This is a genomic window from Nostoc sp. DedQUE04 (assembly GCF_034530995.1).
In the GTDB taxonomy this organism is placed as follows: domain Bacteria; phylum Cyanobacteriota; class Cyanobacteriia; order Cyanobacteriales; family Nostocaceae; genus Nostoc.
Map to the genome: position 1 here is coordinate 25,641 of NZ_JAVRCA010000012.1, position 14,860 is coordinate 40,500.

A 14,860-nucleotide genomic window follows, 5' to 3' on the forward strand; every position below is an offset into this window, starting at 1 on the left:
TATTATGGCTAAATTTAGTCGAACTTGGTGGGGAGATCGCTTTATTCAAGCACTAGAAGCTTTTACAGATGATAACCGACTCAAAAGAGGACGTTCTTACGCTAGCGGTGGTAAAGTCAAAAGCTTTGAGATTGACTTAAATAAAATTACTGCCAAAGTCAGAGGCTCGGTTAATCCCTATTTTGGAGTCTACAAAGAACCAACTTATAATATAGAGATTCAGATTACACCTATTGCTAAAACCCGTTGTCATGAAGCTATCCAAAAGCTTTCTTCTAAAGCCAGTATTATTTCTCGATTGCTTCTAAATGAAGTCCCGGAAAATATTGAAGATACTTTCTCTCATTTGGGACTACATTTATTGCCCCATAGTAGTAAGGATTTCAAAACTAAATGCTCTTGCCCAGATTATGCTAATCCCTGTAAGCACATTGCTGGAGTTTACTATTTAGTGGCTTCTCAATTAGATAATAATCCCTGGTTGTTATTTGAATTACGGGGATTATCGAAAGCAGAACTTCAAGCCAAACTAGCTGATTCTCCTTTGGGAAAAGCTCTATTGTCAGAATTGAATACTAAGGAAATTCCTTTAGAACTTTCTAATTCGCTGTACACTAAGTTAGAAAAGCAATCTCTTAATCAAATGCCAAATGCCAGAGAATTTTGGTTAGGTACCAAGCGATTACCACAAACTATTGAAGTGGCGGCTCCAAGTAGTATCTGTGCAATTTTGATTAAGAAACAAGGAGATTTTCCTGATTTCTGGCACAATGATGCTTCCTTTATTGAAACAATGGAAGAACTGTATCAGCGAGTCAAAACCAAAAATCATCAGTTCTGATTTCAGGGCTGTTGAAGAAGAATTCAGCTATTCTGAATTAAGACGCTCTCTACGAAACGCTAAAAGCGTAGCTTGCAACTCTTACAGAGTACGTAGACTCGCTTTCCGCTTCGCTTACAAAGAAAGGCAGAAGTACGAAGGCAGGGGGCAGAAGGAAAGAAGTATTAACAAAAACTTTAGTTGTGGGTATAAAGCCCACTTTAAAAGAAATAATTATACCGAGTGGAGAGTGCAACAAGGTATAAAGCGTCCTTGTTTCAATCCCACCCTTTTAAGAGTGGGTTCCTTCTGCCTTCTGCCTCCTGCCCTCTGCCTTCTGAAAGTCGGGGATTCAGATCCGCAACTTTCTTGTTGACCAGTTAACTCAGAAAAATTATGCAAAAAATTCATATTTATGCACAGCAGGGAGATATTGCAGGAGTCGCACGTAAAATAGCCAATGGGGTTGATATTGAGCGCCTAGACGAGTATTCTCAGCAAACACCATTAATGTGTGCGGTTAGTAGCCCTAATGCAGGTATTGATATGATTCGCTTCCTCTTGGAACATGGCGCGAATGTGAATGCTGTTCAACAAGAATCTCAAAATACCGTACTTGGGTTGGCTGTGCAGTCAGGAAATCTAGATAAAATCCAATTGATTCTGGATGCTGGAGCAGATATTAACTATCAAAGCCCAGATGGATATGATGTCTTAATCAATGCTATGTATGGTCGAGATATCTTGCAAGATCAAAACTTAATATCAACTTTGAATTTACTCATTTCTAGAGGTGCTGCTGTCAATGGCATCAGTAGCTATGGTGAGTCTGCAATCAAAGTAGCTGCTCATCTTGGGAGATTTGATGCTGTCAAATTATTATTGAACGCGGGTGCTAACCCAGAGCAACTGGGATGGACAGAATTAATGCACGCTATAGTTTTTGGGAGCTTAGAGTTAGTATTGTTATTGCTAGAGCAAGGAGCAGATCGAGATGTGCGTGATTGTTGGCATAGAACCCCTTGGTTATTGAGTATTCAGGTGGGTGAACTACCTAAAGCCAAATTACTCCTAGCTGCAAGAGCAAATCACAACGATGTGGGAAACTGCGGAAAAACAGCCTTAATGTATGCAATAGAAAATAATAGGCTCGAAGTCCTACAGTGGCTAATTGCAGAGGGATTTGATATTGAAGCCACTGATGACTTTAGTAACACTGCGTTAATAATCGCAGCAGAGCATGGTGCTACTGATTGCGTCAAAATTTTACTAGAAGCTGGCGCAAACCCTAGCAGAATCAATAATTGCGATGACAAAGCCATCAAGATAGCTACAAACAAGGAAATTGTTAGAATGTTAATTGCAGCTGGCGAAGATGTGAGCAATATTAACGATGATATGCGGCGATCGCTCACTGGAATTGCCAACAGCAAATTTTCACTATCACAATTATCGCCGGAGCAATATTTTGCTGGCAAACATCCGCGCTTTGGTAAAGCCAATCCAGAATTGATGAAAATCCCTTTTTGGCAGGCGATGATTTGTGAAGGTTGTTCTGCTTATACAGCCAAAAATCTTTTTAACGATAGAGAGAATTGGCAAGAAAAAGCATGGTGCTATGAGCGATTTGGTAGAACAATTACACAATTACCAGATGGCAGAATTGTCGAAATTGCTGGTGAACATGAAGACTACTATGACCCGGATTTTTGTATCTATAACGATGTTGTAGTTTATCAAGGTGATGGGAATTTTCAGATTTTCGGTTATCCCAAAAATATTTTTCCGCCAACTGATTTTCATTCGGCTACATTAGTTGGAAAATATATATATATTATTGGTAATTTAGGATATACCGATGCAAGAATTTATAATAAAATTCCAGTTTATAGATTAGATTGGCATACATTTAAAATAGAAAAATTATCAACAACTGGTAATAAACCAGGATGGATTAGTCATCACAAAGCTTACTACAAAGAACAAAATAAAATTTATATTACTGGTGGTAAATTATGTGTAATGGGTAATGAAAAATCAGAAGATTATATAGAGAACTCGGATGATTACGTTTTAGATTTAGTTAACTTAACTTGGAGTCGCGCTACTATTTAAATATAAATCTATCTCTGACTACTGGAATTCATTTAATTTGGTGATATAAAGATTTCCAGAGAAGGAATTATCATTGCCTCAAACCTTCCAGATGTTGGCTAGGTGTTTGCTATTATCTAAGGCTTTCACACTTTCCTACATCCTTAACGCTTTTAAAGTCCCTATTGATTAGCTCTTTGTTCACTAGCTCGATTAACTCGCTGCCACAGTTCACGGTCTTCTCGATAAATAGCTAACGCTGCAATCGCATCTTTTGCATCAATGTCTTTTCCTTGAGCCACTAGTGAAATCAGGAAATCTATTGCTTTATCTTGTCGCAGCATCCCAATTGCTAGTAACAATGTGCGGCGAAGTTCTACGTTCCTTGTTTGCCCCCAGCAATTTCTGAGAAGATCGAATGCTTTCTCTAATCGTGATTCACCCAACGTCAATGCTGCTAACTCACAAATTTGCTCCTTTGGGTCAAAAAGAAAACCAGCAACTATTGCAAATGAATCAGCCGGAGCTAGTTGTAACAAAGCACTGAAGCACTCCGAAATCACCTCTGGTGCTCGATCGCCGATGCGGGTTTTTAAACGAAGTAAAGGTACACCTTGGGGATTTCCTGTGTAGGCGATCGCCTTTGCAGCAGCAACTCTTGCTTCTGGCTTGGGGTCAGCTAGTAGATCAGCTAATTCGTTCATTACGTCTGAGTAGTTCATTCTCACCAGACCTAAAGCACATATACCCCGAAGATGGGCAGCAGTATCTTCAGCTCCTCCCCATACTGGCTCCATCTGAACATGTCGAATCCCTTGCAGAAAAAGGTTTTCATCGCTGTATTCTAAGTGATACAGTGTTTGTGCTATCTCTTTCTTGGCAAGACAATTTTGGTCTACTTGTGCGGGTTTGACCATCATTCGAGCAAAAGCTTCTACAAGATCACCAACTAACTCAGTAATAGTGGATTCGCCGACTATCTTGGCTGCTTGAGCAACAGCTATAGAATATTTACTCTTAAGGCCTTGACGTAAAATTATGATCCCTTCTTCACTTGTCGGATGCCGTCGAATTCGGGCAAGAATAGATAAAGTTTCTTCTAGCTTTTGTGATTTTGGCATATACCATCCTACAACTAGGCGCTCTGTTTTGAATTAGAATTTGCCAAAGCGCATTCCTCACTTTTTAACTACGAATTATTAATAAATATTACTGCCCTAAATAACCACAAAGCTCTTGATAGTTCGCTTGTACTATAATACCATTAACCATTTCATTTTTTAACAAAGTTTGAGGGTTTAACTTCCCTGCTTCTATCAAGCAGCTCGTTTTGATGCTTAAGCTAAATCCCCGTTACTTTCACATAATTGCAAATTGTTTTAATGTCCTTGTGAATGGATGATTCAATGAGAGGGCAAATGCTTAGGTCTTAGCTGATAAACTAATGGATTATTCAATTGCGATTACAACTCTCAAGTATTCAGATCCTATCTTGGCAAGGCTAATAGAAATTATTGGAGATTGCAAACTCTATCAAGTACAACAAACTGGAGACTTGCTCTTTTCCCTATCTCGGTCAATTCTTTACCAGCAAATTTCCGGCAAGGCTGCTGGGAGCATTCATAGCAAATTTTTGCAACTTTATCCTCATAGCCCTTTCCCAACAGCTTTAGATATCCTCAACACCCCAGATGACGTTTTGCGAAAAGCAGGTATTTCACGACCCAAAGTTTTGTATTTGAAAGACCTTGCCCAAAAAGTTCTAGATGGATTGCCTACACTAAATCAATTGCAGGCAATGGAAGATGAATCAATTATCGAAGCTTTAACGCCAATAAAAGGCGTTGGGCGTTGGACGGTGCAGATGCTGCTTATGTTTCGTTTACATCGGCTTGATATTCTACCTGTTGATGACTTAGGTATTCGTGCAGGGATTCGTAGAGTTTATAATTTAGCAGAGCTTCCTAATAAAAAGACTGTAGAAGATTTAGGACAAATGTGGAAACCCTATCGTTCTATTGCCTGTTGGTATCTGTGGCAAGGTTTAGAGATAAAAAATAACTAAAATAGCAACAATAATCCACTGTTCCACAGATTTCCTCGCTCAACGTCCCTACTAAGCATAAAATTAAATTGTCAAGGGTTAAGAATTATGGGGTTGTACTCGCGAGTTATCTTTCCACGTCTTCTCGACTGGAGTTTGTCAGTTCCAAACTTAGCTAAATATCGTCAGGAATTGTTAGCTGATGTAACAGGAGAAGTTCTGGAAATTGGTTTTGGAACTGGATTAAATTTGCCTTACTATCCTTGTGGAATTCGCAAAATCACTACAGTTGACGTGAATCCTGGAATGAATGCTTTGGCAAGAAAGCGCATCAGTGACTCTGGCATTACAGTTGAACAACTCCTGCTATCAAGTGAAAATCTCCCGATGTCAGACAATACATTTGATAGTGTAGTCAGCACTTGGACTTTGTGCAGTATTGCAAATGTACAGCAAGCACTCCAAGAGGTTTATCGAGTACTAAAACCGGGTGGTAGGTTCTTTTTCGTGGAACATGGGTTGAGTGATAAGCCTAGCGTACAGGTTTGGCAGCATCGCTTGACACCAATTCAAAAAGTCGTAGCCGATGGATGTCACCTGAATCGAGATATTCAAAAATTGATAGAACAGCATTTTGACCATGTAGAGCTAAAGCAGTTCACACCTGAAAATTTTTCAGATTTGATAGCTCATCTCTACTTTGGATGTGCAACTAAGAAAGCATTGTAAATTTTTAACAGTTAGGCAATATCTAATAATTAGTTATGAAAGCCATTAATGCAATTCTATTATTTCTGTGACTTCGTGCCAGATTTTCCATCAACACTGCACTCCAATAACCCACATCAGCAGGGCTTTCGCCAATAAGAGAGAGAATCGATATGTAAGATCACATCAGACCCTACGTGAGAACGCAATTTAATACTTTGCATTACTGTTTTCCCCTACTTGCCGATTCATTGGAATTATCTAGTACATCATTAAGTTAAGGGCGAGACTGGTAAGTTTGTATCAATCTCAATCAAGGTAACTTTGGCATTTTCAACTACGGTATTTCCCAGCAGTGTGTCCTGCATTGCTTCAAATTTAGACTCTGCTATCCCAATCCGTTCATAATGTAAAATCACATGATAATGCTTTTGTATTACTTCTCCTGACTCAGAACGCTCTACTGCAAGCCAATCTTTATTTTGGCTTTGGCTCTCTTCGGCAATCTGACGATATTTACTGGCTAACTGCTCCAATGCAATGGCTATAGCGTGTTCTCTGGTTTGCTCAGAGCAACGAATTTCATCTGTGGGCTGGTCAACAGAAGACGATAATTGACAAACATACTGGTCATTGTCATCAGTTTCAACATTAATCGTAACTGTTTCGGTGATTGAACTCATACTTAGTTTTTTAAAAAAATAATTAGTCTTAAACTTCAAGACTGATACAATATTTGTTTTAAACACCTAACATCATAACTACCATATCCTGGCAATATTTTGGATGCTTAACTATTACTATACGCTCAAATCCAAATCTTTTATAATACTTCTCTAGGCTAGGATTATCAATAACACAATCTAAATATATTTTAGAAATATGATTATCAATAGCAGCTTGAATTATTTTTTTTATAACCTTCTTCCCTAGAAAAGTTAATTCTTGTAATTTTGTACATAAGCTTTTAACAATCCAAATATTTGTTTCTGTCTTTAGATATTCAGGATAATAGTCGGGTAGTTTTTCAGAAATAGCAAAAGTGCATAGTAAAACACCATTTTCACTTTTAATAATAAAAGTCTCTTTTTGAATGATATTATAATATATTTTCTCTAGATCATAGCCTTGATTCCATTGTTTAATTCCCTTAGTTCTATAGTAATCAGCAGCAGATTCAAAAAGCTTACATATTTCAAAGAAATCAGAAACTGTTCCTTGAACTGCAAACTCCCCAAAGAGATAAGTAAAACTATAGCTTGTGCTCGAAATTTCACAAGAACTAAATATCTTCATTGTATTAAAAATATAGTCTTGCTTTCATTTTTCCCGCAGTAACAGCTTTTCTACCAAAAGGATATGCAAAACCAATCTTAAAACCAAATTTTCTACTAGATCATACATAACTCCAATTACCTATACTCGGTGAATAACACCGATGCCTACGGCGGCAAGCTACGCATCGCTTTAAGCTTAGGAAAAACCAATATTGAACTCTGTTTACATAACTTGAAAAAAATCCCTAAGAAATGTTCAGTGCGGAAAAGAATTGTAATTTCTTATACTGCAACAACAGATGTAGCAACATGAAGCCATTGTGGAGAACTACCATAATCTTAACTGCGTAGTTTACCGCCGCAGGCATCGCTGGAGCTACCATCAGCGCTATCTCGATTTTCCAAAGAACTAAGCAGCCATCCATCGCGCTTACCGAAGAATGGATCGCTACCCAAGTAGCAGATGGGGACAGCATCACAGTTCGTCTTTCCTGATGGCAGCCAAATGTCAGTCGAGCTTTGTGGCATCGATGCCCCGGAACTGAAACAGGGTAAAACCCCAGGATAACCACTGGCCAATGAAGCAAAACAGAAACTAACTCTTGCTAATCGCGACTGCCCATAACCAACTGATGATCGTTCCAGTAGCAATTTTCAAAAATATACAAGACGAAGAGACGTTTGTAATTCATATTAGGCATTATTTATTAATGAAGAGAGGCGTTACGCTTGATGTAAGGAAATAAACTTAGTTAAGATCCCGAAATGTCCTCACCACAAATCCAATCCTACGATTATAACAACTCTCAAGACCAGCCTTTATCCACTCTGCCGTCGTGGAAAATCAAACTGCTGTATGACGGTCAATGTCCCTTGTGTCTGCGTGAGGTTAACTTTTTGAAGAAGCGGGACGCGGGTCGAGGGCTGGTGGCGTTTGTAGATATTGCAACTGATGACTACAACCCCCAAGCACATGGCGGTGTTAACTATGAAACTGCAATGGGGCGTATTCATGCTGTGTTGCCAGACGGAACGCTAGTTAAAGATGTTGAGGTTTTCCGTCGCATTTACGAAATTCTAGGGATGGGTTGGGTCTATGCTGCAACTTCCTTACCAGTTATCGGTACTATTGCCAACTTCCTATATGGGATTTGGGCTGATTGGCGACTTTTCTTAACAGGACGACCAGATTTAGCGACTATTGTACGAGAGCGTTCTTCTCGACTTGCTTGCAAGACCCAAAGCCGTTGTCGTTTAATGGATGGAGATAACTAAGCCTAGTTTCACAATAAGCGATATCTTACTAAAACTGAAACCATTTTCTCTTCCCCACACTTTTTTTCGTTCACCCATTACAATCAGTTGATTGTAAACCACCAAATCGAAAATTTGGCAAAAGCTTGCATTTCGATCTGGCTAATCTTTTTCCCTCTATTGGTTGCTAGAGGAACTTGAAGTAGAGGCTGCCGAAGTGCTGATTGCAGCGATCATTGCCGTTTGAGCAGTGGCGATGATTTGTGAGACAGCCTTACCCACTAATTCACCATTCGCGATCGCTTGAATCCGCAATCGCGCCTCTCGCTATTCTTCGGATGTAAAGACGGTATTGGTGAGATGACAGGTTTTCATCAAGCTGATTAGCACAGCTGTGCGGGAATCCAGTCGGATATTTTCTAAGACAGCTGCACGCACTTGATTAACAATCGCGCGTTGGATTGATTCATCGGTTAGAAAGTACCGCTGAACAGGAAAAAGCCAGAGTACGGTATGTTCTTGTTGCACCAAAACACCCAGATCAACTAAGGAATGCAACACCACCTTTGGAAAACTTGAATATTTTCGGCTCCAATGGCTAATCCAGAACTTCACGGTTCGACTCCGAGGAGCCGCCACAACTTCATTAAGACATTGATCCAAAAATTCATCGCCTGTTGTACTAGCATTCGCTACCATCAGATGATTGTTATCTATCGTGAGTTTGCCTTGCAGTACTAAATCCAATAGCACTGTACCTATTAAACTGTAGCGTAGAGCAGATGATGCAGCAAAGTGAATTTTTCCAGTTTGAGGATTGAGTGCAAGGAGCATTAAATCTTGTGCAAGATATTGCATGATTAATCTCTACTCTATCTATATTTCAAGATGGCTTTGTTCAACAGAATTACTAGACTCAAGTAGTCATTTACCAATATGGCATAAGGATTTAAACAGTTATCTCGTCCAAAAGTTGGAAATCAATGCTTAATCCTCATCACTGAAACTTTTGGTAGCTCCCATCTCCAAGTTAGTGCTACAAACTTTAGTTACTCTTAGAAATTGACATTGAATTGTATATATGGAATGTAATTATCAAACAAAATTCAGGAATCAGGAGCCAGAATAAGAAATTGAATTCTGTGCAAAGCCGCGGATCGTTCACAGGAGCGTTATCAAATTCATTGACGCTAAATCTGCATCTGTTAACGGGACATTACGTTTGAGAGGAGCGATCGCTATATGATTCTCATGTTCCCGGATGTATGCCTCTACTTCTTGCGGTACTGGTAAGGGCTGAAACTAGTTTTTTAGTCAAGCAGTCAATAGCTAGTTAGCAAAATAATTACAAATAAAGTTTCGCTCTCTTTGCGAAATCCACAACACTGATATTGTAATAATTATTACAACAACAAAGAGCTAATACAAAGCACAAATATTTCTCAATAATAGACTATGTTGAGTTTTTTTCACAAGCATTTGACTACCTGGACAGTAGGGGCTGCTAGTTTACTATCTGGATATATACTCTATCAAATTCCAGTATTTGCAAACACACCCAATACTAATAGGGTCTTACTTACCGCCCAGCCTAAGAAAGACCCTATCTATCGCGTCAAGTTTGCACCGGGCAGTTCATCTACTGTTATCAAAAGTTCAGTACGCTTTGGAAAAAAAGATACTTATGTTTTTCATGCGCGTAAAGGGCAAACAATTATTGCATTGGTAACTTGGAATGGCCAACGTGCTGATGGTAACAACGACGAGCAAGGGCTTTCCGGTTTCACCTTCGTCCCACCGAGTGGTGAGGCAATTGTAGACCCACAAGACGATCGCTTCACTGCCACATCTACAGGTGATTACAAAGTGATTGTTGCACAACCTTATCGGCTGACTAGTCCCAAATATACGTTTGAACTGGCTATTCGCTGAACTTTCGCTAACAAAGAAAATAGGCGACAATGGCTGTGAATTGATTAAGCCAACGCCATTGTCACGCCCACTCTCAAAGTTATACTCAAAGCACTACACCTAACAGATGTATTTCTAATTAAGAGTTCTATGCTAAAGCTACATTCTTCGATTAAAGTTTCTGCTTTTGCAATCTTATCAGCAATTCTCATTTGGCAGCATCCAGCTTATGCTTGGAATAAGGCAGGTCACATGGTATCAGGAGCGATCGCTTACAGTGAACTTCAGCAGAATCATCCACAAGTAATTGAGAAAATTGCGGCGATTTTAACAGAGCATCCTGAATACTCTAAATTTGAACAACAGTGGAATTCTCTCCAGCAATCTAATATTTCTGCTAAAGATAAAAATCTATACTTATTCATGTGGGCGGCAAAATGGCCGGATGAAGCTCGTGATAATCCCGCATTTAATCACCCAACTTGGCATTACATTAACTTTCCTTACCAACCAAGCAGTTCTTCAAACTCAATCCCTCGTGAAATTCCAGGTGAAGAAAATATTCTGTACGCTTTTCAAAAGAATTTCGATATTGTTCAAAGCAATGCCAGCAATAGTGAAAAAGCAGTTGCAATATGTTGGCTGTTCCATTTAACAGGAGATGTGCATCAACCATTGCACACTACTAAACTAGTAACTAATCAGTACCCACAGCCAGAAGGCGATCGAGGCGGAACACGTTTTTACATCAGGGTTAAACCTGATAGTCAAACGATTAGTTTGCATAAATTATGGGACGATCTAATTTTGGGAAGTGAAAGGTTTCAGACAGTTCGTAACACTGCTACTCGCCTGAGAGCATCCTATCAACGTAATAGATTACCCGAATTAAGAGAAACGAAATTTAATAACTGGGCAAAGTTGGAGAGTTTTAAAATCGCAAAACAACAAGCATATATCAATGGAAAACTTTCTGGCAGCACTGATAAGAATGATGGAAAAGCCTTACCACCGAATTATGCTGCTACAGCTAAACCTATTGCTCAACGCCAAATGAGTTTGGCAGGTTACCGACTAGCTGATGTGCTTAATCAAGTGTTTGGACAGTGATAAAAGATATACAATCTATTTTGTTCTCCACCTACATGATATGGGTGGTTTTTGATTTTACTAGAGCGATCGCTTGCTTCAAAGCAGTACACTGGTACTATGCCAAAACTTCCAGAGTGCGTTGGTTGCCAATTCTAAGGGGGTACTACGTTGTAGTCATTCCACACCCCAGTGCGATTTGCGATCGCCATTTGCTGTGACTGTTCTATCACTAGCTCATTTGGGCAGTTGTCACTATTGGGGATATGTCGGGCAAATCCAGCCCTGACCATTTCACCGTTTAAAAATATCTCTTCTTCGCTTCGGTATCCAGGCGTTCCGGGCCGCGGCTTGACAAATACTTCAGCAACCGTTCTCCCATACTTATCTTGTTCGATGGGAATAACCATAACAGCGCCATCTCCTTTGTCAATAAGAGATTGCAGGTAAGACTTGGCTTGTGGCCCCAGCTTTTGTTGCTTCTCGATTGCATCAATCCCACAGAACCGGATTTTTTTAGTTTCCCCGTCACGTTTAACTGTAATTGTGTCCCCATCGGCAACACTCGCAATTGTCCATTCTTGCGACTGCGGCATTGCATGGGGTGACGTGAAATTTGCCGCAGCTTCTATAAGCGATTTAGTTTTGGGGGAAAGTAGAACAGTAGCAATGAAAACAGTGACACAAGCAAGCAAGAAAGCTGGGCTATTTAGGATTTTTTTCCACATTGATAACTATTTCCGCTGTGATGGTTCTATAAGTCAGTTTGCCCAGTTCTCTTGACTTTGTTTTCACACTCAAAATTAAATCTAAAATTTCCATTGTTCTACTAAACTTTTCTTTGTTAAGGTCACATCTCCTCCAACAAATATAGGCAAACCTAGAAGTAAGCGATATTCATTAACAGTAATAATGCCTTGACCAAAAGCTTCATCTATTAAATTAGTGTTTTTGAGTAAGGGTTCAGGGATATTAGGAGATTGGTTATTAGGGAATTTTTCTAGCATCGCTTATTTATTGTTTAATAAGAAAAGGTGTAATGTTGTCACTATATTTAAATATTGCAGAACTAAAGAAACCGCCGCAGTGGTCTTCCTCAAGACAACCCTTACATTCTGGCATATATTCGTTTTTCCAGTCAGAGATGCTCTTGCGATTGTAAGGATAAAGACGTGGATCAAGTAAGCATAGCTGATGATTGTAAACTGAAATAACCATTTTGTTGTGTGCCAAAACTTCAACCGCTTCTACTAACTCTGGTTGATATTCAGTAGGGTCAATCCATAAATCATCAATGTTATAGCGCGTAAAGCCCATCATCTCTAAACCCATAAAAGCGACATGATCAACAAACAAAAGATTACGTGCAATAAATCTAGCCAACTCTGGCAAACGGGAATAAGTTTGTTTGTGAATAACAACTCTAATTTCTACTTTTTGTTTATAACGTTTTAAATTAAGAATTCCTCGAATTGTTTCATCGAAAGCTCCATCAGCCTGAACAACATAGTCATGAATATTAGAAATATCTGAATATAATGGTATTCCAATCATCAAATCAGAGTGCTTGATTTGAGCAACTTGACAAGCTAGTTGTTCTGAGGCAAACTTTCTACCGTTGGAAAGAATATGTACAGAAGTTTCTGGCAAATAGTTCTTTAATGTCCTTATCAGAGTCAATAGATCCTCGCCAAGAAGAGTGGGTTCACCTCCTGTAATACCCATTTCCTTGGTTTCTCTACTTATTAAAGGAATAGCAGTTAACAGATCCTTGACTAAGTATCCATCGTCTATATCTTTAGGAGGCTGAGAACACATCAGGCAATAGTTATTACAACGCTCTGTTACCAACAAAGAGTTAGAATTTGAATGACGGCGGTAAATAACACTTAGAGCAGGCTGTTTTGGGTCAAAGCGAACTACATCTTCAGCATTCAAGTAATGAAGTTCTTCATTTAGGCGAAAACAATTGTTAATCTGGCTAGTATCATATTCAGTATTGTCAAGTAACAAGTAAGCTCTGAAGCCTGTAGGTAATCCATCACATAGTGGTTGCTTCACCAAAAGGATGGCCTCAGACCTTAAAGGAAATGGAAGGTTAATATTATCAGTTAAACGACCGATAACAATTTCAGATGTCCATCTACTAAGATGTTCAATTTTACGAGAGTAAAGTTTCAGCATACTCAAATCCTTACCCAACTAAGTAGTATTTCTTTGGCTTCTGGCTCATCTTCTAGCAAAGTAATAATGTGCCGTAAAATCCCCATATTTTTCTTGCAAAAACCACTAAAAGCTTTATGTCCAACATAATCACCCTGTGTAGCGTAGTGATAAACCGGATCACTCCCGCAGTAAGGTTGAAAACCACAGTCTTGACACATAGGTGTACTTTCACACAATGATTCTTCCAGTGGGTCGAGAAGTGCATCTGAAAGCATCATTTGCTCATAGGTGTCAGTCTGTAAATTACCTAACCTAAATCTTTTATCTCCCATCTCTGCTAGCATTCTAGACTCATCAGAAGCATAAACCTCCCCATCATAATTAAAAATGATGGCACTAATGCCGATCCCAGCAGGAGATTGTAAATCGACATAGGAAGTCCCAAAAGGTGTCAGCATTTTGTTAAGAAGAATACTAGTATAATCCTCAACTAATTCGTATCCCTGTTTGTTGACTTGTAGAATATAATCAAGTCCTTTTTTATAAAATTCTAGCCACTCTAAACTGTTGTAAGCTTCATAAGTTTTGGTCTTGACCGCAAAGCCATAAGGACTTAAAGGACGTAGAAATATGTTGTGAAAATTCTGGCGGATGTACTCATCAATAATCTCTGTTACTCTGGGCAAGCTGGCTTTAGTTGTAGTCATAAGTGCGCCAACTTTATCTACACCCAAAACTGACCGTACTCGTTGAATCCCCTCAATAGCTAATTGGTAACTATTCTTTCCTGAACGGGGACGGTTAGCATTGTGCAAGTCTTCTGAACCATCAAGAGAAGTAGAAATTAATATATTGTGTTCCAGGCAAAATTGTAAGATTTCATCACTGATCTGTGACAAATTAGTAGCAATGACAAATTGCAAATTCTTTTGAGGAGTTAAGTTTTTTAATTCTGCTGCCAAAACAATCTCTTTGATCAAATCAAAGTTGAGTAGAGGCTCACCACCCTGAAACTCAATCTTAATGTTTGGTGCTGGACTTTGAAACGTAAACTCTAATGCTTTCTGGGCATAAGCAGCAGACATATCATAAGTAGTTTTATCATAGCTTTGACGGGAAACCTGACAATAAGGACAGGAGTGATCGCAGCGCAGGGTTACAACAAACATATGCAGACTAGTAAAGTTAGCTATCTGCATACTTTTGGTGCGGTATTTTAACGCAAGTAAATCCAAGGCAACTGATGAATCAGCATCCAAAAGAAAATGTTTCGATTTAAGCTGATTATAAACAATTGAGTTGGGAACTAGTCGTTTATGTACAAAGTCTTGTAATAGGTCTTGGGACAAGACAATATATTCTCCGACTTCATTGGTTAGCACATATCGCTTGGCATCAAGCCTAATGAAGCGAAATGGTAAGAGTTGATACCCTAATACTAAGCTCTGATTGTAAAAATCTAGAGGGTTAAAGCGTTGCGAAACGGGTACTCCCATT

Annotated in this window: 17 protein-coding genes; 7 read left to right on the top strand and 10 right to left on the bottom strand. The window is 39.1% G+C overall.

Annotated features, from left to right (window positions below; genetic code table 11):
* The first annotated feature begins 4 nt into the window (after nt 1-4).
* Together RM049_RS10835 and RM049_RS10840 are read left to right on the top strand one after the other, a co-directional pair.
* On the top strand, nt 5-841 hold the full coding sequence (locus tag RM049_RS10835) for an SWIM zinc finger family protein (protein WP_322704168.1): 837 nt from the start codon (nt 5-7) through the stop codon (nt 839-841).
* Nucleotides 842-1,216: 375 nt separating this feature from the next.
* Nucleotides 1,217-2,935, top strand: coding sequence for an ankyrin repeat domain-containing protein (locus RM049_RS10840; RefSeq protein ID WP_322704169.1), 1,719 nt, complete (start codon nt 1,217-1,219; stop codon nt 2,933-2,935).
* Between the two features lie 161 nt (nt 2,936-3,096).
* Here RM049_RS10840 and RM049_RS10845 read toward each other — a convergent pair whose 3' ends face one another.
* Nucleotides 3,097-4,035, bottom strand: a complete 939-nt coding sequence (locus tag RM049_RS10845; protein WP_322704170.1) for a HEAT repeat domain-containing protein — start codon at nt 4,033-4,035, stop codon at nt 3,097-3,099.
* Between the two features lie 323 nt (nt 4,036-4,358).
* Between RM049_RS10845 and RM049_RS10850 the strand changes: the two genes are divergently transcribed.
* Both RM049_RS10850 and RM049_RS10855 read left to right on the top strand, forming a co-directional pair.
* A complete protein-coding gene (locus RM049_RS10850) occupies nt 4,359-4,979 on the top strand; it encodes a DNA-3-methyladenine glycosylase (protein ID WP_322704171.1) in 621 nt (206 codons plus the stop codon).
* Between the two features lie 87 nt (nt 4,980-5,066).
* Nucleotides 5,067-5,687, top strand: coding sequence for a class I SAM-dependent methyltransferase (locus RM049_RS10855; RefSeq protein ID WP_322700457.1), 621 nt, complete (start codon nt 5,067-5,069; stop codon nt 5,685-5,687).
* Nucleotides 5,688-5,938: 251 nt separating this feature from the next.
* Here the strand turns inward: RM049_RS10855 and RM049_RS10860 are convergent, their stop codons facing one another.
* From RM049_RS10860 to RM049_RS10870, 3 genes are all read right to left on the bottom strand, one after another.
* Entirely contained in the window at nt 5,939-6,349 is a 411-nt protein-coding gene (locus RM049_RS10860; RefSeq protein WP_322704172.1) for a hypothetical protein, read from the bottom strand.
* A 58-nt stretch (nt 6,350-6,407) separates the two neighbouring features.
* The gene (locus tag RM049_RS10865; protein ID WP_322704173.1) at nt 6,408-6,962 is read right to left on the bottom strand and encodes a GNAT family N-acetyltransferase; all 555 of its coding nucleotides are present in this window, start codon (nt 6,960-6,962) and stop codon (nt 6,408-6,410) included.
* Nucleotides 6,963-7,282: 320 nt separating this feature from the next.
* On the bottom strand, nt 7,283-7,471 hold the full coding sequence (locus RM049_RS10870) for a hypothetical protein (RefSeq protein ID WP_322704174.1): 189 nt from the start codon (nt 7,469-7,471) through the stop codon (nt 7,283-7,285).
* Nucleotides 7,472-7,708: 237 nt separating this feature from the next.
* Between RM049_RS10870 and RM049_RS10875 the strand changes: the two genes are divergently transcribed.
* On the top strand, nt 7,709-8,218 hold the full coding sequence (locus RM049_RS10875; protein ID WP_322704175.1) for a DUF393 domain-containing protein: 510 nt from the start codon (nt 7,709-7,711) through the stop codon (nt 8,216-8,218).
* 156 nt (nt 8,219-8,374) lie between these two features.
* Here RM049_RS10875 and RM049_RS10880 read toward each other — a convergent pair whose 3' ends face one another.
* Together RM049_RS10880 and RM049_RS10885 are read right to left on the bottom strand one after the other, a co-directional pair.
* Nucleotides 8,375-8,512 (bottom strand): hypothetical protein, encoded by a 138-nt coding sequence (locus RM049_RS10880; protein WP_322704176.1) that lies wholly within the window; start codon nt 8,510-8,512, stop codon nt 8,375-8,377.
* A 12-nt stretch (nt 8,513-8,524) separates the two neighbouring features.
* Nucleotides 8,525-9,055: a GOLPH3/VPS74 family protein gene (locus RM049_RS10885; protein ID WP_322704177.1), complete on the bottom strand. Its 531-nt coding sequence runs from the start codon at nt 9,053-9,055 to the stop codon at nt 8,525-8,527.
* Nucleotides 9,056-9,652: 597 nt separating this feature from the next.
* Between RM049_RS10885 and RM049_RS10890 the strand changes: the two genes are divergently transcribed.
* Entirely contained in the window at nt 9,653-10,129 is a 477-nt protein-coding gene (locus tag RM049_RS10890; RefSeq protein ID WP_322704178.1) for a hypothetical protein, read from the top strand.
* Nucleotides 10,130-10,258: 129 nt separating this feature from the next.
* A complete protein-coding gene (locus RM049_RS10895) occupies nt 10,259-11,218 on the top strand; it encodes a S1/P1 nuclease (RefSeq protein WP_322704179.1) in 960 nt (319 codons plus the stop codon).
* Between the two features lie 134 nt (nt 11,219-11,352).
* Here RM049_RS10895 and RM049_RS10900 read toward each other — a convergent pair whose 3' ends face one another.
* The 4 genes from RM049_RS10900 to hxsB all read right to left on the bottom strand — a co-directional run bounded on the left by RM049_RS10900 (nt 11,353) and on the right by hxsB (nt 14,859).
* The gene (locus RM049_RS10900) at nt 11,353-11,925 is read right to left on the bottom strand and encodes a thermonuclease family protein (protein WP_322704180.1); all 573 of its coding nucleotides are present in this window, start codon (nt 11,923-11,925) and stop codon (nt 11,353-11,355) included.
* 81 nt (nt 11,926-12,006) lie between these two features.
* The gene (locus RM049_RS10905; RefSeq protein WP_322704181.1) at nt 12,007-12,204 is read right to left on the bottom strand and encodes a hypothetical protein; all 198 of its coding nucleotides are present in this window, start codon (nt 12,202-12,204) and stop codon (nt 12,007-12,009) included.
* Between the two features lie 7 nt (nt 12,205-12,211).
* Nucleotides 12,212-13,381 (bottom strand): His-Xaa-Ser system radical SAM maturase HxsC, encoded by a 1,170-nt coding sequence (gene hxsC / locus RM049_RS10910; RefSeq protein WP_322704182.1) that lies wholly within the window; start codon nt 13,379-13,381, stop codon nt 12,212-12,214.
* Nucleotides 13,382-13,383: 2 nt separating this feature from the next.
* A complete protein-coding gene (hxsB, locus tag RM049_RS10915; protein WP_322704183.1) occupies nt 13,384-14,859 on the bottom strand; it encodes a His-Xaa-Ser system radical SAM maturase HxsB in 1,476 nt (491 codons plus the stop codon).
* Between the last annotated feature and the right edge of the window lies 1 nt (nt 14,860).